Source organism: Maridesulfovibrio sp., assembly GCF_965230075.1.
Taxonomy (GTDB): Bacteria; Desulfobacterota; Desulfovibrionia; order Desulfovibrionales; family Desulfovibrionaceae; genus Maridesulfovibrio.
On sequence record NZ_OZ245945.1, the window covers coordinates 986,072 to 1,003,718 of the forward strand.

Sequence of the window (17,647 nt, forward strand, 5' to 3'; positions counted from 1 at the left end):
CCCTTTTTATTTTTTAGCAGGTTCCCTGTTCCGGCGGGGAGTATCAAAATTCTTTTTCATGTATGGCTTCCCTGCGGTTGAAGCACCTAATTTTTCGCGTTCCATATCAAGCTCGCGTTTCTTGGTGTAGAGGAAGCGGACCAGATCGTACTCAAAGGGCGAACCGGTCTGGTAGTAACGGAAGGGGACATTGGCGCGCAGGTCCAGCCCGCGGATGGTGGATTCTCCTATACCGATAGCTGTACGTCCTTCTTCTACTCCGGCAAGGTCGTAGACAAAGTTCATTTCGTACCAGAGCAGGGCAAAGTCCCCCAGCGAACCACCTGAATCACGGACACTTGAGGGGCCTAGAATAGGCAGGACCACATACGGTCCCGGAGGTACTCCCCAGACGCCTAGGGTATCTGCAAACCCGGTTTCCTTTCTTTTCAAATCCCACATGGTGGCTACATCGAATATTCCAAGCAGGCCCACGGATGAATTGATTACAAAGCGGGAAAAGGCTCGCGCCGTTTTGCCGCCATTGAATTGCAGGATGCCGTTGGTAAAAGATTTTACTTCATTCAGGTTGTTGACCGCATTGGTTACCCCTTTGCGTACCGGTGAAGGAAGCACGGTGGTGTAGACATCTACCGCCGGAAGATAGATTGCCCTGTCAAAACGAGCATTGAAGGAATAGAAGTGGCGGTTCATGGAATCCCATGGATCGTATACTTCCAGAAAGTCGAGATCCGCATCCTTGCCCTGAGCCTGTCCTGCTCGCGGGGCATGGGAGACTGGAGCAATGAAGCCTTGCGGTTTGAGTGTCAGCGAAGGATCATTTTTGCTGATGGTAGCGCAGCCTTGCAGCAGCAGGCAGAGCAGGATGAAGCTGAATAATTTTCTTATCATTTGATCAGCTCCTGCGCTTTCAGGGCATAAGGCTTGAACATCATGTTGCCGCAATGTCCGCCGTGGGGGAAGAGGATTGCCCGGTCACCGAATGTTTTGCGTAGAAATTCCACATCCGCATCGTTCAGGATAATGTCGTCTTCATTGCCGAGTACGAATATTTTATCTGATTTGCCCAGGTAATCCTTGATACTGAAGAGGTCGCAGTTTCTAACCAGCTCTCCCTTGGTTGTGCCGGGGGTGAGAAATTGCAGGTAGGGCAGCAGATATTCATCCACATAGTCCTCGAAAGTTATTGCTGCTGAGACTCTTGTGTAAGGCATGAGATTGTCGCCTACACCGAGCTGTTTGTTAACCGGAACAATGTACCCGGCGTTAAGGCATACATCGGAACTGAAGATCATACTTGCCGAGGACATCCTGAAAGCTGCGGCAATGATGGCCCGCATATCCATATCAGAAAAATTGATGTGCTGTGAAAGGGCATAGAGGAAGTTGTCATCAAGGTCGACAATGTCGGACTGGACATAAATTTCTGAGAAAGCTTCGATAAGCTCGTCAATAACCTGTCGGGGTGTCTTGTTGCCGAGATTCTCCGGGCTGAGCCATGAGTCAAAGCGCAGTGCTGAACTGTACAGGCTCACAGGCGGGTTGAGCATGAGTACCCGCCGGAAAAGAAACTCCCTGCGTTCTTCGTCCAGCTTGGCAAGGAATGCTGAGTGCATGGCCCCGAGACTGTATCCGGTAATGCTGTAGCTTCTAATCTTGTAGACACCTTCCAGATCGGCTTTGATCCATTTCATGGCCCGGTAGAGGTCCTCCACATCATGGGGGACATAACCGGGTGCTCCGTATTTGGAAAAACTGACCACAAAGTTCATGTGGGTCGGAGATGAAAGGGCAACTACATGGAACCCGGCTTCGTAGAACAGTTGGGTCAGGAAACGCATTTTGGTGGAGTCATGCTCCGATCCGGTTCCTGCGATGATGAAAAGAAGTGGAGCTTCTTCATCCTGCATGGCTGTTGAGTAGTAGAATTTTTCATTATACCAGAAAATATCCGGAATCCTGCGGTTCTCAATGACTATTTCGCATTCGTCAGGCTTGATTGGTTTTTCTAATTTATACATCAAGTCCGGCGGGGTACCGAAGATGGTCGCCTTATAAGGATCGGCGATGGGGAATTGCAATGTCTCGGCGGCCACGGGCCGGATCATACACAGCAGCGGAAGCAGTAATGCAAAAAGTAAGAATACAATATGTTTTCCCGGACCCATAAATGCTTTTTTCATGTTTTATTTGTAGCAATAGTCAATGGTATTGTAAATTCACGGTTGACAAAAAACTGTTTAGTTACTAAACACTTTAATTGTGAGAGACATACAAGAAATAATACCGCATATGCGCGAGTTCGGAAGGGTGCTGGTTAAGTACAATATGGTCGAGCGTAGGGCGTTTGATTTTGGGGTCGGCATAAAGCTTTACCCATCTGAAGTTCATACTCTTTCTGCTGTGGATAAACTTGGCGACTGTGGGGTCACAGATCTGGCCCGTGAATCCGGAGTGACCAAGGGAGCTACTTCGCAATTAGTCAGCAAGCTGGTCAAAAAAGGGCTTATGTTTAAAGAGGCTGATCCTGAAAATGGTTCAAAGGTTATTTTGCGTCTGACCGAACTTGGGAAAACAGCCAGTGACAATCACTATAAATTCCACATGGATCATGACCGTGAATTTATCGATTATTTGCGGGCCATGTCAGAAGAGGAGCTAAAAGTGTTCGATGACATCTGTAGTAAAATGAATGATTGGATGGACAGCTATTTAAAATAAAATTTTTTAACCCAAGTGTTTAGTTGCTAAACACTCGTGGAGGACGGCATGAATTATCCTAAGCCCGAACAAGATTTCTCACCTGTGCATACCCTCATCATAAGAAGTGTGTCTTCGCAAGTTGTAATGGAGGCGGTCAATTTTAAGCTTTTTGACACACTTGAACTTAAACCTGCGAGTTTGAAAGAGCTGGCAGAGTTCTTTGAGTTTGATGAATTGAAGCTTGGTTCAATGTTAGATTTGCTTGAGTCATGGGATCTGGTCAAGAACAATGGTGGACAGTACTCCAATACCCATTTGGCAACAGAGTATTTGGTCAGCACTTCTCCGTTATATCAGGGCTTGGCCATGGGCTTGACCATGGACTTTTGCGCTGAAGTAATCCGGGATATGGGTGATTTGCTGAAAGGAAAGAAAAGCCAGAGGGATGACAGCGATATAAAATGGGCTGCCACGGATGCCATGGAAGGAACAGCCCAGGAATCACTTAGCGGCGGATTGCATACAACGGTTGATGCTATTAGCCAATTGCCCGGATTTGATGACTTCCGGCTCATGGGTGATCTTGGCGGGAACCACGGGAACTATACCATGTCTGTGCTTACCCGAAATCCTCAGCTGGACGGAGTCATCTTGGATCTTCCGCATGTTGCTCCTTTGGCGGAGCAGCGTTGCCGGGATTATGGGTTTGGCGAACGGGTGCGCGGTGTTCCCGTTGATATGCGTGACGAAGAACTTCCTTTGCTGGATTTTGATCTGATATTTGCATCCCACGTGCTCTATGCCTGCCGGGGAAATTTGAAACCTGTGCTGGAAAAGGTCGCCAAGTCCTTGCGGCCCGGAGGTTGGTTCTGCGCCAATCATTACGCCAAAACAGGCAGTCCCATGTCAACTCAAACCATTGCCTCTTTAGAGGTTATAACTACTTTTGCAGGCTATTTTTCGCATTTTATTGAACCGGATGTTCTGGAGAAGGATTTAAAAGAGTGCGGATTCGGAAATTTCCGCAGGACGTGGAGTGATTCGACGAAAGGTATATTGTTGTTTTCTGCTCAGAAGCTTTAAATTAAACAGGCCCGATCTTCCTTGGAAATCGGGCCTGTTCTTTAATCTTCCATATCTACAAGCATGCGTGGTTCGGGAAGGTATTCGACAATCCACTTGGTCCATTGTTCCGGCTTAAGCAGTTCCATAATCTTCTGGGCTACTTCATGGCCTTCAAACGGGTCTTTGTAATCATCGAGGACTACTGCGCCTTTGAAGGTCGGGCAGAAGTCGCCTTTATTGTATGTTTCAATGGTGAAATTAAACATATCAATGAGGAACCCATCCAAGTTTCCTTTGGCCACCCAGTCGAAAATGATTTCATACCCCGGTTTGGCATGGCGCGAAAATCCGTAGACTTCGGCAACCTTATCGATTCCCTTGTCCTCATCTCCCATGTGAAAATTCTCCGCAGTCACTTCTACATGCGGTTCAAGGACGACCATCTCCAGTGTGAGATCCTGAAATTGCTTTAAGGTTAGGACTTTATTCATTTGAGGACCTTTTTATAAATTTCGCTGCATCAAGCAGGTCGTCTGCAATATAATCTGCTTTGCCCACGCATTTGGGCTCTTCTTTCAAACCTTTTCCGGTGCGTACCAGAATTGATTTGGCCTTGCGGGCCATGCCCAGTTCCACATCGCAAAGCTTGTCGCCGATTACATAGCATTCTTCAGGATTCAGGCCGAACTCGTTAATAGCCTGATCAAACATACCGGGGAAAGGTTTACGGCAATCGCACTCCTGATCCGGGGCGTGAGGGCAAAAATATACAGCTTCGAATTCAATTCCGTGCTCAGCCAACAGGTCGGCCATGCGTTTATTAACCGCATGCATATCGTCTTCCGAATAGTAGCCGCGCCCGATACCTGACTGGTTGGTGGTAACGAGCAGTTTGTACCCGGCATCCTGCATGGCTTTTAAACCTTGTGCAGTGTTGGAGAATAGTTCAACCCCCTCAGGATCACTAAGATAGTGTTTGTCCACAATAATGGTCCCGTCACGGTCCAGCAAAATATATTTCATTTTAAGTTCTCATTCAAAAAGGAGGACTGAAAAGACAGTCCTCCTTTTTGAATTTATTCTATAAGACGCCCAGCCGCGCTGGTAGCGATAGCATATTAAAAGGTTTTGGGATTCTTAAACCCTTTTGCAAAAGGGTTTAAGCCGCCGGTGGCATTTCTTCTCTTACATCTTTTTCTGGGCAAATTTGAGCATCTTCTCTGCTTCGGCAAAGTTGGGATTGATGGCAAGTGCTTTTTGAGCAGCTTTGGCCATCCGGTCCCACTTCTTCCAGTCGTAATAGAGGCGACCGGTGTTGAAGTAGAGATACTCATCTTTGTTATTGATCTTGAGTGCTCTGAGGTAATATTTTTCAGCAGCTTCAAAATCCTTCATCTTGCGCAAAACGATTCCGATGCGGTTGTAAAGGAATATTGCATTAGGATCGTTTTTAAGTGCATCTTCCAGATATTCAAGAGCTTCGTTGTAAAGACCGGACTTGATGAACTTGTCAGCAATCTCTGCCCGGAGTTCGGTGTCATCCTTGAACTCCCTGATCAAAGCATTGAAAAGCTTTTGTGCTTCAGGAATGTTGTCTTCTTCAATGAGGGCCTGACCTTTATCCAGCTGCTCTCTTTTACGCTTTTCCATGGCAGCCAAGAGCTGTTGAGCTCCTGCACTTACATTCTTCTGCAGTTCCTGCAGAATTTCCCGCAGAGTTTCAAGCAGTGCTTTTTCCTCTCCGGGAGCGTAATTGATGATGAGCGGATAATCTTCCCTGAGTTTTTTGTCGCTGTTGAGGATGTGCACAGTGCTGTCGATCAGCTCCTGAAATTCCTCACGCTCAGCCTTCATCAAACCGCCTTTGAGCATGATCAGTACTGCATCGTATGAAGCCTGTACCGCTGCCATGGCTTTTTGTTGTTTAAGCAGGGAAGGTACGGTTGCCAGTTTTTTTCTGGCGGTGGTCAGTTCACCGGACATATTTGTCTCCGACGTATTTATTTAGCGCAGTTTATTTACCGGTGGCTTCTTTTACAAGATTACGGAATCTGGCGAAGAAGTAGCAGCTGTCACGCGGACCGGGAGCTGCTTCCGGGTGAAACTGGATGGCGATGATCGGTTTGGTTTTGTGAGCAAAGCCTTCCAGAGTTTCGTCGTTAAGGTTCTTGTGGGTAATTTTAAGATCGGAACAGTCGGAAATGTCAACGCAAAACCCGTGGTTTTGAGAAGAAATTTCAATTTTTTTGCTTTCCATGTCCATAACCGGATGGTTGCAACCATGGTGTCCGAACTTAAGCTTGAATGCCTTACCGCCGAGAGCCTGTCCCAGAATCTGGTGTCCGAGGCAGATTCCTGCCACAGGCAGGTCTTCACAATAGGATTTTGCATTCTTGACGGCCTGATCGAGAACTGCCGGGTCACCGGGGCCGTTGGAAAGGAAAATCGCATCAGGTTCGAGTGCCCTGACCTGCTCTTCACTGTAATGTGAAGGAACGGAGAGGACTTCAAATCCCTGCTCGTCCAGCAGACGCAGGATGTTCCATTTTACACCGTAGTCAATAAGCACAAGGCGGGGGCCTTTGTCGCTCCATTTGTAACCTGCGGAAACATCAACCGGAACGGGCTTGCCGTCCTGCCATACATAGCAGGTTTTGGAAGTTACGGTGTCAGCAAGGTTCTGGCCTTCCATGGTGGGCAGCTGCTTTGCTTTTGCAACCAGCTTTTCCGGATCAAGCTCTTCAGTAGAAATAATGCCGCGCATGGCGCCATTCAAGCGCAGGTGGCGGGTAAGGGCGCGGGTGTCAATGCCTTCAATGCCCATAACACCTGCTTCTTTCAGGTATTCGGGCAGGGACATAACAGAGCGCCAGTTGGAAGGATGCTTGCAGCATTCTTTGACGATAAAGGCGGCAACATGGACTTTTGCGGATTCGATGTCTTCTTTGGTGATGCCGTAGTTGCCGATAAGCGGATAGGTCATGCAGACCATCTGTCCGGTGTAGGAGGGGTCGGTGAGGACTTCCTGATATCCGGTCATGCCGGTATTGAAGATGGCTTCACCTCCGGACTCGCCGGGGCCGGTAAAGGAGGTTCCTTCGAAGTAGGTGCCGTCTTCAAGTGCCAGTATGGCTTTCATATTTTCTCCCTCTCAAGAATCTTAATGGCTGTATCCAAGTCTTCTGGACGGTCCACTCCGTGGCAGGAGTGTTCAGTAATGGTGACATGGATGGGTATTCCGTTTTCCAGCAGTCGGAGCTGTTCCAGTCGCTCTCTTATTTCAAGAGGCGAAACATCCGTGCTGGCAAAGGTTTCAAGGGCTTCCATGCGGAAACCGTAAAGGCCGATATGTAGAAGGTAATCCCCGTCACCCTGATGGGAAAATGGAATGGGTGAGCGGGAAAAGTATAACGCCCGGCCATCTTTTGCAAGTGCTACTTTTACCCGGTCCGGGCTTTGGGCTTCGTTCGCATTGATGGGTGAGGCAAGTGTGGTAACCCTGACTCCGTCCTTGGCAAACGGTGAAACCAGCTCCGAGATCATGTCCGGTTCAAGGCAGGGTTCGTCACCCTGAATGTTGACCACAACAGAGTCGGCAGGAAGCTCCAGCTTGCGGGCCGCTTCGAGAACGCGGTCAGTACCGCTGGTGTGGTCTGCTGCGGTCATCACTGCCGGAACCCCGTGTTTCTCCGCAGCTTCCATGATGATTTCACTGTCCGTGGCAAGGACGACTTTGTCCATCTCCGGGCATTTGGAAGCACGGTTCCAGACATGCCAGAACATGGGCTTGCCGCAGATGTCAGCCAAGGGCTTACCGGGAAATCGGCTCGAATCATAACGGGCCGGAATGATGCCGTAGCATCCGTAAACAATACTCATTTAATTAAATATTCCTTTTAATCGCCTCGCAAACTGCTTCGGTTCCACCGCGCATGTCTTCGAGGTATTTCTCAAAATCTTTTTTGACCTTTTCAGGTTTGAAAGCCCGCTTGCTGATGTCGAGAAGTCCTTGCAGTACTCCTTCCCAATCCTGCTCCTGACGGGCCAGTTTCTTTTCGAAAATTTCTTCACCAACCCATGTGAAATTGGACCAGTAAGGCCCGATCACCGGGGTGACGCCGTGGGTAAGCGGTTCAAGGAAGTTCTGACCGCCCACCGGAGCCAGAGAGCCGCCGATGAAAGCTGCTCGGGCAAGGGAGAATGCGGACTGCATCTCGCCGAAGACATCCCAGAGCACTACATGGCCGAAAGGTACGGTGTTTTCTATTTCAGAGCGCAATACCCAAGGCAGTCCCGCGTCTTCAAGCATCTTCTTCCATGCATCAATGCGATGCATATGGCGCGGGAAGAGGCCGATTACAGTCTTGGGCCGTTCCTTTTTTAAGCCTTCAGCAAGTTTGAGCACCTGAGATTCCTCTTCCTTGCGCACAGACCCGAGGATGATGAACGGGGTCTTGGGGCGGAAAATGGAGGAAAGCGGATTGGCGGTGTAAGGCACTGCCGCAGCTGTCCCGGTGCTGTCAAATTTGACATTGGGCATGGTTGAGACTTTTTCGATTTCAAAAAGGGTCTTGAAACGGGTAGCATCGTCCTCGGAAATGGCGAGGATTTCTTCCGGGGCCACAGACCTGAAAAATTCGGGCAGGGCCATGTATCCGGCAAGGCTTTTGGTGGTCATACGGCCGTTGATGATGATCACCTTCACGCCGAGTTCTTTGCAGGCGGAAAGAAAACCGGGCCAGATTTCAGTCTCAATGAGTACCACCAGTTTCGGGCAGACAGCTTCAAGGGCCTTGCGGGCAATTTCGGGGCTGTCAAAGGGGAAATAGGTAGCGGATGCGGAAACATTGCGCGGATTTGGGTTCAGTCTGTATGCGGTACGCTCAAGTTCGGACAGTCCCTGCGCAGTATTTGTGGTCAGCAGGAATTTTGTAGGGCTGCTCATGGAGATGTTTTCCATGATCCGGGAGGCTATTTTAGCTTCCCCGGCTGAAGCGGCCTGAATCCAGACATCCGCACGCGGGGGCAGGCTGTGCTTGAGGGTTCGGCGGTCGAAGCCCTCTTTCAGCCTGTCGTTCTTCTTGAGAAAAGGGATGGCGGCTTTCCAGCCGAGGCCGTAGAGAAAAGATGCAGCTTTGAGTTTGAGCGATACTGACATGTGTTGATCCTGACGTTTCCGTTCCTTGGCCCGTCGTAGGCGGCGAGCCGTTTGAAAAAGTTACTTACGCTTGTGCTGTCCCAGTTCAATGAGCTTTGCGATTAGTTCATTGAATGAATAGCCCGCTTCCTGTGCGGCTTGCGGGACAAGGCTTGTAGGAGTCATGCCGGGGAGTGTGTTCACTTCCAGCAGGTAGGGCACTCCTTCAGAAATTATAAAATCAGCCCTGCTGTAATCGGTCAGGCCCAGCAGTTTGTGGACCTTGGCCGTGATCTGCTGAATCTGTTCAGTCAGAGCCGGGTCGATAGGGGCGGGGCATATCTCTTCCGCCCCGTCAAGGGCGTATTTGCTGTGGTAATCGAAGAATTCAGCATTATCCGGGGGATTGATCAGAATCAGCGGCAGCGGTTCGCCGTCAAGGATTCCGCAGGTTACCTCGATCCCCTTGGTGTATTCTTCCACAAGGGCGCTGTCTCCCAGGCTGAAAACAGTCTCGATGCCTTTTTCCAGTTCATCAGCGGTACGGGCAAAGGTCATGCCGAGGCTGGAACCGCCGGAGTTCGGTTTGATGAAAACCGGAGGCTCGAGTTCCTGAAGACCTTTGCATCCGTCTGCGGCACAGACCAATTCCCATTTAGGGGTCAGGATGTCGTGATGGTCAAAGACTGTTTTGGTTGCAGCCTTGTTCAGGGTCAGGAAAGAGCTTTCAGGTTCAGCCCCCTGATAAGGGCAGTTAACCTGATTGAGCATGGCCTGAATCAGGCCGTCCTCTCCCGGAGAACCGTGGAGGTTGATGAATGCGAAATCAGCATGTTCAGCCAAAAGCAGGATGTTCTTGAAGTCTTTTGCCGGGTCAACGAATTCAACGTCGTGACCAAGTTCGAGAAGGGCCTGCTCAATGCCTTTTGCGCCGCTAAGGGATACTTCCCTTTCCTCAGACCAGCCGCCCGCAATCAAGAGAACATGCATTCAGATCAACTCCGATAAGTTTGCCGAGCCGCTCCTCAAGGACGAGGGCCTGCTCGTATGTTTTGTGAATTCTTTGTTTGATTTTTTCAGTCTTGCCGTAGCGGACTTTCAAATCGTTGAATCTTTTTTCAAGCGTAGTAAAAGTGTCATGCATTACGCGTTTGTCAGCGTAACTTATGACCAACGGAAGGAAATATTTTTCAGCATCAGGATCAAAAGGCCAGAAAACGTGGTGGAGCACACCCATGGAGAGTGCCGGGTTTCCGGTCAGCTGCATGGTCCATGCTGCGCCGAGCTGGCTGTGGTTGCCGCCGTGGTGGATGCAGTAACTTTTGGCAATGTCGTGTAAAAGTGCGGAAGCCTGAATCGTCGGGATGTCGACGTTTACACCGGATTCCTTAGCAAGGGTGGAGGCTTGAACAGCCACTTTGGCTACAAGCATGCTGTGGGCTTTGATGTTCTCCAGCATGGCATAATCATCCCACCATGCAATGCATTGCTCTGCGGAAGGAACGGTCAATAACGGGTTTATTTCTACCGGCGGTGGGGGAGTCAGAGAAGACTCCATTGGCGGGTATCCGGGGGTCGGTTTGTTAGGTGATTTTATCAAGGTGATTTTATTCATAGAAAATCGTCGTAACCATTTATGGGCTGAAACTTCCTTTCGTTACCATTTTGTGTACGAAAAGGCAAAGGCCCGGAAATGTTGTTTCCGGGCCTTTGCCTCAGACGGGTTATAAAGCACCATCTGCGTCGTCACCGCAAAAAAGGCTGAAACTCACGTGTGTAATTTACGCGTCGTTCCAGCCTTTTTCTTGCTCCTAGCGTCTGGTACTTTCTAAGCCGTCTGCCATAACAAAATATGAACTTTTATGTTCAATGAAAATCGTTTTGAAATTTCAGTTCTCTATTCCGGTACATCTTCCTGCAGCAGCGGGTCGGAAAGAAGTTCCATAATTCTTGCCATGTTGAAATCATGGGCACCGTCAATAGCGCCTTCCTGCGCGCTGGCTTCAACTGTCTGCTCCAACAGCTGTGCAGGGTCATCCTGAGCCGCATTCAGGCCGGATCTGATATTGCCGGAAACAGAGTCAAGTTTCTGCTCACGGGTAACTGTGGCAGGGGTTGCCTGACCGGAGTGTTCATTTCTGAGAGGTGTATTTGCTGATTTGTTAACAAAACTGATTTCCATTTTAGTTCCTCCTGATTTTATGCAAACAACAAAGCACGAAGTGTTCCGGTAATAAAAAAATGATTATTTTTAGGTGTTTGGTTGTTTTTAGAGGGATAAAAGTTCCGCATTTTAAAGTCGATGAAGGAAAAGAAATGTAAAGAATTTCCTGTTTTGGCTTAAGAAGGAATTAATTTTGAAATAGTAATTGTGCTGAATTACATATCGTTGGAGGAGGAATTTGGACATCTTTGTGTGAAATATGCAAACTCGCACAATATTTTTCTTGAATTTTTTTTGCCAAGGTTTTAATTGGCACTTTGGGTGAGTGAGAAATTTTCTCCGAAACTGGGTTTCGGGAAATTCACTATATCCTGTTGTTAAAGCGCAGGACGCTTTTACGATTAATTTTTAGGAGGTTTTACATGGCAATCGTTGAATTTCAGGGAAAAAGCTTTGACGTAGACGAAGATGGTTTCCTGCTCAAGTTCGAAGACTGGTGCCCCGAGTGGGTTGATTTCTGTAAAGAAAGCGAAGGCATCAAAGAACTGAACGAAGAGCACCAGAAAGTTATCGACTTCTTGCAGGACTACTACAAGAAGAACGGTATCGCACCCATGGTCCGCATCCTTTCCAAGGTTACCGGATTCAAACTCAAGCACATTTATGAGCTGTTCCCCTCCGGTCCCGGTAAGGGAGCTTGTAAAATGGCTGGTCTGCCCAAGCCTACCGGCTGCGTATAGTTTATAAGTTAATCAGTTTGTGAATTGTGAAGCAGTCGCGGTGATTGCTTCACAGCGAGTCCAAAGTCAGAAAAACCCCGGGGATCGGCTCCGGGGTTTTTTTTGTTTAAATTTTGACTGATTTTTTTAAAGTGTATTTGCTGTAGCCACAATAATTGCCTATGATGGCAATAAGGGAGATTTTTCAGTGGCTAATAAAGAGAACAGTGAAAAATATGAACTTTTCAAGGATGTGATGGAGCACCGGCTGCTACAGGCCGATATCCGTCGTGTTCTGAATCAGCTGTCCCTGGAAGATCGTGATTTTTTTGTAGATACGCTGACCGGCACCTTCGACAAGTTGAATGCTGTTCTGGAAGTCACACATCAGGTGTCGGATATTCTGACGCTTGATATTCTGTTCACCCGCCTAGTGGAACTGACCACCGAGGCGTTGCGTGCAGACAGGGGCACTATTTTTCTCAATGATCCCGAGACGGACGAATTGTTCTCGCGCGTGGCCATGGGTGAACTGACTCAGGAAATCCGGTTTCCCAACCACCTTGGTATAGCAGGTTCAGTTTTTACTTCCGGTGAGTCGATTATAATTGATGACGCCTACGCCGATCCCAGGTTCAATCCGGAAGTGGATAAAAAAACCGGCTATCGCACCCGCAATATTATCACCGCTCCCATACGGGGGAAGGACGGTATTGCCGTAGGTGTGGTCCAGTTGCTCAACAAGTATGAAAACAATTTTTCCGAACATGATCTTTCCCTGCTGGAAGCCATGGCTGCTCAGGCGGCTTCGGCTCTGATCAACGCCCAACTGTTCGAGCAGGTCACCCGTGCGCGTAAGGAAGAGACGCAACTTCTGGAGATCACTAAGGCCATTTCCAAGGAGATCCATCTCAAACCCCTCATTAATAGGATTATGTCCACCACGTCCATGCTGCTGGAGGCCGACCGCAGCACTTTGTTTTTGAACGATGAAAAAACAAAAGAGTTATGGTCCATGGTTGCTCAGGGAATGGAGACAAAGGAAATCCGTTTTCCCAACCATCTTGGTATAGCCGGATCGGTTTTTACATCCGGAAGCACGGTCAATATTCCGGACGCGTATGCAGATTCCCGTTTTAACCCCGAGGTGGACAAGAAGACCGGGTACAGGACCAATACCATTTTGTGCATGCCAGTGAAGAACAAGTCCGGAAAGATCATCGGTGTGATCCAGTCTTTGAACAAGAAGGGCGGTCCGTTCACCGGCGTCGATGAAAAAAGGCTTCATGCTTTTTCTGCTCAGGCTTCCATTGCAATCGAGAATGCGACGCTTTTTGAAGAAGTCCTGACCATGAAGAATTACAATGAGTCCATGCTTGAATCCATGGCCAACGGTGTGGTCACGTTCAATGAGGACGGAATTGCCCAGAAATGCAATTTGTCTGCGGAGCGTATTCTGGAAATTGGCGAAACGGAGATCCTTGCCAAAAAGGCGGACGCGCTCTTTGTGGATGATAATGAGTGGATTGCGGACGCTGTTTACAAAACAGTCACCGGAAATACGACCGAGCTGGTCATGGATGCTGAACTGTCCATCCTAGGCAAGGTCAAGTCCGTGAATCTCTCGACCAAGCCTCTTGTTAATTCCAAGGGTGTGAGTCTGGGCGTACTGCTCGTCATTGAGGATATTTCGAGCGAAAAACGGCTCAAAGGTACTCTGGCCCGGTATATGACCAAGGAAGTTGCCGACCAGCTCATGGACAATGAGGCCATACTCGGCGGTCAGCTTAAGGAGGCCACGGTCTTTTTTTCCGACATCCGTAGTTTTACCACACTGTCCGAATCCTTGGGGGCGCAGGAAACAGTCTCCATGCTCAATGATTATTTTACCGATATGGTGGAAATCCTTTTCGATCGGGGGGGGATACTGGACAAATACATCGGCGACGCAATTATGGCTGTATTCGGCACCCCCTTTGCGACGGACCGTGACGCTGATCAGGCTGTTTTGTCAGCCATTGAGATGATGCGTTCCCTGCGAGATTTCAACGAACGCCGCCTCAAGGAGGGGCACGACCCTATCGATATCGGAATAGGGTTGAATACCGCCCCGGTGGTCGTAGGCAATATCGGGTCCCTCAAGCGTATGGATTACACTGTGATCGGTGACGGAGTGAATCTGGCGGCCCGATTGGAGGGGGCTAACAAGATGTATGGTTCCCACATCCTTGTCAGTGAGTTCACAGTTGCAGCCCTCAAAGACGATTATCTACTGCGGGAAGCCGACCTGATTCAGGTTAAGGGCAAAACCGAGCCTGTAGCCATTTATGAGGTGCTTGACCATGCCAAAGAGGAAGAGCACCCGCTTCTTCGTGAGGTGGTCCGCACCTTTGCCCATGCTCTGGAAGTCTATCGCAACCGGGAATTCGAGTCCGCGCGGATGCTTTTTAAGGAGTGTTTAGCGCTTTTGCCCGGTGATAAGATGAGCACAATGTACATTGAGCGATGCGACCACTTCATCTCCAACCCGCCAGCAGACGATTGGGACGGCGTTTGGGTCATGCTGAGCAAGTAGACAGCAATTTACCGCGAAACCTTATCCATCATCTGTTTCACAGGCATGAAATCCGTAAATTTATACCACGGATTTGCAAGCATCTCAGCGTGTTCGATTTTTCCTTCGATATCACCCTTCTGGTACTTGTCCATGATTAGTGCGCTGTCGGCTTTATCGTCAAAGGCAGCAAAAAAATCTTTCTGTGCTTGGGATAAAGTCCCGTAATTATCAGAGCTGAACAGCTTCTCAGCCAGTTCGCCATTCACTTCTCCGGCATAGCCGATGGAAATCTTCTTGGTCTGGGAGATGAGCTTAGTGTAAATGCGTATTGCCGTATAAGACGGCATAGCGGCGAAACCTCGTTTGCCGGATTCAGGTCGGACAAGGAAGGTTCTGCAATAGTAACTTTCCCCAGCTATTTTTTTTGTATGAACCCCGGTATTGGGGAGCTCGGCTCCGGGCACTTTTTGGGGACGTAGATTCCAGCCCTGCTTCATGTTTATTGTTTCCACCCATGCCCCTTGTTTGCCGTTACGGTCCAGATAGTAATAATTATGCACACTGGCTCCGTTTTTTGTTTCCTTGTATTCACCCTGATACTCCAAGTCGTTGAATTTTATGGTCAGGGCCGGAGATTTTGTGGAATAAAAACCGTACTTGCCGGGAATTTTGCGGGCGCCCGTACATCCAGCAAGGATTAGCATTAACAGCATAAAAAGCAGTGCTAGGAGTATTTTTGACATTTTGGTCCGGCTCCGGTTTCAGGTTGTGTTCTAAATACTATTCAGATCATCCAAGATGGTTTCAGCTGTCCGCGAGGCTACGCCCGGTTCGCCAATCATTTCCCGCAGTTCTTTTAATTCCGCTCTTACCTTTTGCGCAGATTCAGGGAAACCTACCCACTGGCTAATCTGTTTGTAAAAATTATCTGCAGTTGCGTTTTCCAACAGATATTCCGGCAGGATGAGCTTGTCCGGGATGATGTTAGCGAGGCTGACATATTTAATATCCAGTATCTTTTTGGCTAAGAAACCGCTCAGTGGGGACATCTTATAGGCCACAAGCGTTGGGGTGCCGATTAATGCACATTCCAAAGTTGCGGTGCCGGAAGCAGCCATGATCGCATTGGCGTTGCGCATAAGGCGGTATCTGTTTTCCGGCTGGTTGATGGTTACCGGAATATGTTCCGGCCAGAAGTGACGCAGTTTTTCTTCTTTGACTCCCGGTGCACGGGCAATTGAAAATTTTAGTTCCGGGAAATCTTTGGAAAGCCGTTCAGCAGCTTGGGCGAATTCCGGGAGCAGGGATGAAATCTCCTTGCTGCGGCTGCCCGGAAGTATTCCGATCAGGTTCGGGTCCGGATCAATGGCATCCAGTTCATCAAGGGGCATGAGGTCCAGCAGGGGATGGCCCACATACTGGGCATCTACTCCGCGATCTTTAAAGAATTGCTGTTCAAAGGGTAGGATGCACAGAATTTTGCGCACGTGCTTCTGCAGGAATTTTGCCCGACCCTGCCGCCATGCCCAGATTTGCGGGGTGATGTAGTAGTATACGGGAATATCCAGCTTACGGGCGATTTTAACCAGCCTGAAGTTGAAGTCCGGACAGTCGATGAGGATGATTGCCTTGGGGCGTTCGGCTTTGAGGATATCGCCGATCTGGCCGAAAAGCCTGAGCAGCCGGGGCAGTTTAGGCAGGACTTCGGTAAGGCCAACCAGCGAAATCAATTGCATGGGATAGCGGATATCGCAGCCTGCTTTTTCCATGGCCGACCCGCCCATGCCCATAACCTTAAGGCCGGGGTCGCGCTCTATGAGTTCCTTGGCAAGTCTTGCCCCGTGCATATCACCGGAAGCTTCACCTGCGTTAATCCAGATACTATTATTTTTAATGGTCATTTTTTATTCTCATAAATGTGGTTTAAAGCCGGACAATACGTTTGCATTCTTGAAAAAGCAACGCTTGCAGATACTAAGAAAGTAAACTGAAATTTATATGCGAATTTAGCAGTTATAAGGGGAACTGCTTGCAATGATGGAGTAAATAGTGTTAAGTCCCACTATGGTTGTGAGGTAGTGTTTTAGAATTTCATTTTATTTAAGGAGTACTCAATGGCTCAAAAGAACGTAAAAAATATGATGGGCGTTCTGTCCGGGGTTTTTGCCCATACCGGTCACCTTTCCAAAGAAGAAGCCATGAAGATGGCTGGCATGGATGAGGCAGAATTCAAGACTGTTTACGAAAAAGCTGCAAACGTTGTTAAGAAGCTGGAAAGCTATGACAGCGCAGCTGAAAAATATGACAAATTTTCAGAGCACCTTTGGGAAGAGCTTCAGGAATATGTGAAGAAGTTTGGTCCCTTCGGCGTTTAATTAAATTTCCGTTTCTACGGAAAAGGGAGGATGCATTGCCCGCGTCCTCCCTTTTTTATTTTAAATCAAGTACCAATTCCAGAATGGGTCAGCGTATAGAATCGTCAGCATTGACCCCAGCGCCAGAAACGGCCCGAATGGAATCATTGACCCGTATTCCTGATCCTTATCCACGACCATCATTATCAGTCCGGCCACCAGTCCGGTGAAGGCAGAAACCGTGATCACCAGCGGCAGGTTCTGCGGCCCGGCCAAGGCCCCGATCATAAACATTATCTTCACATCTCCAAGTCCCAGACCTTCAGTCCCCTTCAACCCACGGTAGAGTAATCGCAGGGACCAGAATAATCCTCCGCCGATGCCCGCGCCGAGCAGTGCTCCTTCCCAGCCCACCGGGGTGAACATGGCCGCGCAGGGAATGGCCGCAACTGAACCGGGAATAGTGATGATGTCCGGGAGGATGAAAGTTTGCAGGTCAATGAACGATGCCACAATCATCAAGCCGCCGAAAAACATGTACACCAACCACTGGGCCGAAGGGCCGAAAGTGAGTATTAGCAGCACCGCCCATGCAACGGAAATGAGTTCGATTACAGCATACATGGGGCTGATTTTTTGTTTGCAGGATGAACACTTGCCACGCAGCAGCAGGTAGCTGATGAGTGGGATGTTTTCATACCAGCGGATCGTATGCCCGCAATCCGGGCAGGTGGAGCGGCGAGGGTTGGTCAGGGTCTGGTTGTTGATGTAGCGGGATACGGCACAGCCGTAAAAACTCCCCAGAACCGCCCCGATAAGCGCTGCTGCCGCGAGGGGAAAAATATTTATGGAAATTAGATGCATGTTGACCTTGGATAACTTGAAGTTTTAGGGTGTCCCTGCAAAACTGTTGCGTCTGACTTATTTAGTAAAAAAGTGGATACGACA

Annotated in this window: 19 protein-coding genes; 5 read left to right on the forward strand and 14 right to left on the reverse strand. The window is 48.8% G+C overall.

What is annotated here, in order from left to right; translation table 11 throughout:
- Positions 1 to 6: 6 nt before the first annotated feature.
- Positions 7 to 891: an MlaA family lipoprotein gene (locus ACO05Z_RS04350; protein ID WP_421900884.1), complete on the reverse strand. Its 885-nt coding sequence runs from the start codon at positions 889 to 891 to the stop codon at positions 7 to 9.
- The gene (locus tag ACO05Z_RS04355; RefSeq protein ID WP_421900886.1) at positions 888 to 2,183 is read right to left on the reverse strand and encodes an alpha/beta hydrolase; all 1,296 of its coding nucleotides are present in this window, start codon (positions 2,181 to 2,183) and stop codon (positions 888 to 890) included. Before ACO05Z_RS04355 ends, ACO05Z_RS04350 begins: the two co-directional genes overlap by 4 nt.
- A 109-nt stretch (positions 2,184 to 2,292) precedes the next feature.
- Between ACO05Z_RS04355 and ACO05Z_RS04360 the strand changes: the two genes are divergently transcribed.
- Both ACO05Z_RS04360 and ACO05Z_RS04365 read left to right on the forward strand, forming a co-directional pair.
- Positions 2,293 to 2,721: a MarR family winged helix-turn-helix transcriptional regulator gene (locus tag ACO05Z_RS04360; RefSeq protein WP_421900888.1), complete on the forward strand. Its 429-nt coding sequence runs from the start codon at positions 2,293 to 2,295 to the stop codon at positions 2,719 to 2,721.
- 48 nt (positions 2,722 to 2,769) lie between these two features.
- A complete protein-coding gene (locus ACO05Z_RS04365) occupies positions 2,770 to 3,786 on the forward strand; it encodes a methyltransferase (RefSeq protein ID WP_421900890.1) in 1,017 nt (338 codons plus the stop codon).
- Between the two features lie 41 nt (positions 3,787 to 3,827).
- On the opposite strand, the gene ACO05Z_RS04370 is transcribed toward ACO05Z_RS04365, so the two are convergent.
- The 9 genes from ACO05Z_RS04370 to ACO05Z_RS04410 form a co-directional block, all read right to left on the reverse strand.
- Complete coding sequence (locus ACO05Z_RS04370) at positions 3,828 to 4,259, reverse strand: hypothetical protein (protein ID WP_421900892.1); 432 nt, start codon at positions 4,257 to 4,259, stop codon at positions 3,828 to 3,830.
- Positions 4,252 to 4,791 carry a D-glycero-beta-D-manno-heptose 1,7-bisphosphate 7-phosphatase gene (gmhB, locus tag ACO05Z_RS04375; RefSeq protein ID WP_421900894.1) on the reverse strand — a complete coding sequence of 180 codons (540 nt, stop codon included), beginning with the start codon at positions 4,789 to 4,791 and terminating at the stop codon, positions 4,252 to 4,254. Before gmhB ends, ACO05Z_RS04370 begins: the two co-directional genes overlap by 8 nt.
- 162 nt (positions 4,792 to 4,953) lie before the next feature.
- Positions 4,954 to 5,751 (reverse strand): tetratricopeptide repeat protein, encoded by a 798-nt coding sequence (locus ACO05Z_RS04380; protein ID WP_421900896.1) that lies wholly within the window; start codon positions 5,749 to 5,751, stop codon positions 4,954 to 4,956.
- Between the two features lie 31 nt (positions 5,752 to 5,782).
- On the reverse strand, positions 5,783 to 6,907 hold the full coding sequence (carA, locus tag ACO05Z_RS04385; RefSeq protein WP_421900898.1) for a glutamine-hydrolyzing carbamoyl-phosphate synthase small subunit: 1,125 nt from the start codon (positions 6,905 to 6,907) through the stop codon (positions 5,783 to 5,785).
- Positions 6,904 to 7,647, reverse strand: coding sequence for a 3-deoxy-manno-octulosonate cytidylyltransferase (gene kdsB, locus ACO05Z_RS04390; protein WP_421900900.1), 744 nt, complete (start codon positions 7,645 to 7,647; stop codon positions 6,904 to 6,906). The genes carA and kdsB overlap by 4 nt, the downstream gene beginning before the upstream one ends.
- Positions 7,648 to 7,651: 4 nt before the next feature.
- Positions 7,652 to 8,926 (reverse strand): 3-deoxy-D-manno-octulosonic acid transferase, encoded by a 1,275-nt coding sequence (locus ACO05Z_RS04395; RefSeq protein WP_421900902.1) that lies wholly within the window; start codon positions 8,924 to 8,926, stop codon positions 7,652 to 7,654.
- 60 nt (positions 8,927 to 8,986) lie between these two features.
- Positions 8,987 to 9,895 carry a D-alanine--D-alanine ligase family protein gene (locus ACO05Z_RS04400; protein ID WP_421900904.1) on the reverse strand — a complete coding sequence of 303 codons (909 nt, stop codon included), beginning with the start codon at positions 9,893 to 9,895 and terminating at the stop codon, positions 8,987 to 8,989.
- Positions 9,861 to 10,463 carry a phosphohydrolase gene (locus tag ACO05Z_RS04405; protein WP_421900906.1) on the reverse strand — a complete coding sequence of 201 codons (603 nt, stop codon included), beginning with the start codon at positions 10,461 to 10,463 and terminating at the stop codon, positions 9,861 to 9,863. The genes ACO05Z_RS04400 and ACO05Z_RS04405 overlap by 35 nt, the downstream gene beginning before the upstream one ends.
- A 339-nt stretch (positions 10,464 to 10,802) precedes the next feature.
- A complete protein-coding gene (locus ACO05Z_RS04410) occupies positions 10,803 to 11,087 on the reverse strand; it encodes a hypothetical protein (protein WP_421900908.1) in 285 nt (94 codons plus the stop codon).
- Between the two features lie 404 nt (positions 11,088 to 11,491).
- Between ACO05Z_RS04410 and ACO05Z_RS04415 the strand changes: the two genes are divergently transcribed.
- Together ACO05Z_RS04415 and ACO05Z_RS04420 are read left to right on the forward strand one after the other, a co-directional pair.
- Complete coding sequence (locus ACO05Z_RS04415; RefSeq protein ID WP_015852480.1) at positions 11,492 to 11,809, forward strand: TusE/DsrC/DsvC family sulfur relay protein; 318 nt, start codon at positions 11,492 to 11,494, stop codon at positions 11,807 to 11,809.
- Positions 11,810 to 11,996: 187 nt separating this feature from the next.
- Positions 11,997 to 14,363, forward strand: a complete 2,367-nt coding sequence (locus ACO05Z_RS04420) for a GAF domain-containing protein (protein ID WP_421900911.1) — start codon at positions 11,997 to 11,999, stop codon at positions 14,361 to 14,363.
- Between the two features lie 8 nt (positions 14,364 to 14,371).
- Here the strand turns inward: ACO05Z_RS04420 and ACO05Z_RS04425 are convergent, their stop codons facing one another.
- On the reverse strand, positions 14,372 to 15,088 hold the full coding sequence (locus tag ACO05Z_RS04425) for a hypothetical protein (RefSeq protein ID WP_421900913.1): 717 nt from the start codon (positions 15,086 to 15,088) through the stop codon (positions 14,372 to 14,374).
- A gap of 30 nt (positions 15,089 to 15,118) precedes the next feature.
- Positions 15,119 to 16,246, reverse strand: coding sequence for a lipid-A-disaccharide synthase (lpxB, locus tag ACO05Z_RS04430; protein WP_421900915.1), 1,128 nt, complete (start codon positions 16,244 to 16,246; stop codon positions 15,119 to 15,121).
- Positions 16,247 to 16,459: 213 nt separating this feature from the next.
- On the opposite strand from lpxB, the gene ACO05Z_RS04435 reads away from it, so the two are divergent.
- Positions 16,460 to 16,720 (forward strand): hypothetical protein, encoded by a 261-nt coding sequence (locus tag ACO05Z_RS04435; RefSeq protein ID WP_421900917.1) that lies wholly within the window; start codon positions 16,460 to 16,462, stop codon positions 16,718 to 16,720.
- A 60-nt stretch (positions 16,721 to 16,780) separates the two neighbouring features.
- Here ACO05Z_RS04435 and ACO05Z_RS04440 read toward each other — a convergent pair whose 3' ends face one another.
- The gene (locus ACO05Z_RS04440) at positions 16,781 to 17,563 is read right to left on the reverse strand and encodes a prepilin peptidase (protein ID WP_421900919.1); all 783 of its coding nucleotides are present in this window, start codon (positions 17,561 to 17,563) and stop codon (positions 16,781 to 16,783) included.
- Positions 17,564 to 17,647 lie beyond the last annotated feature (84 nt).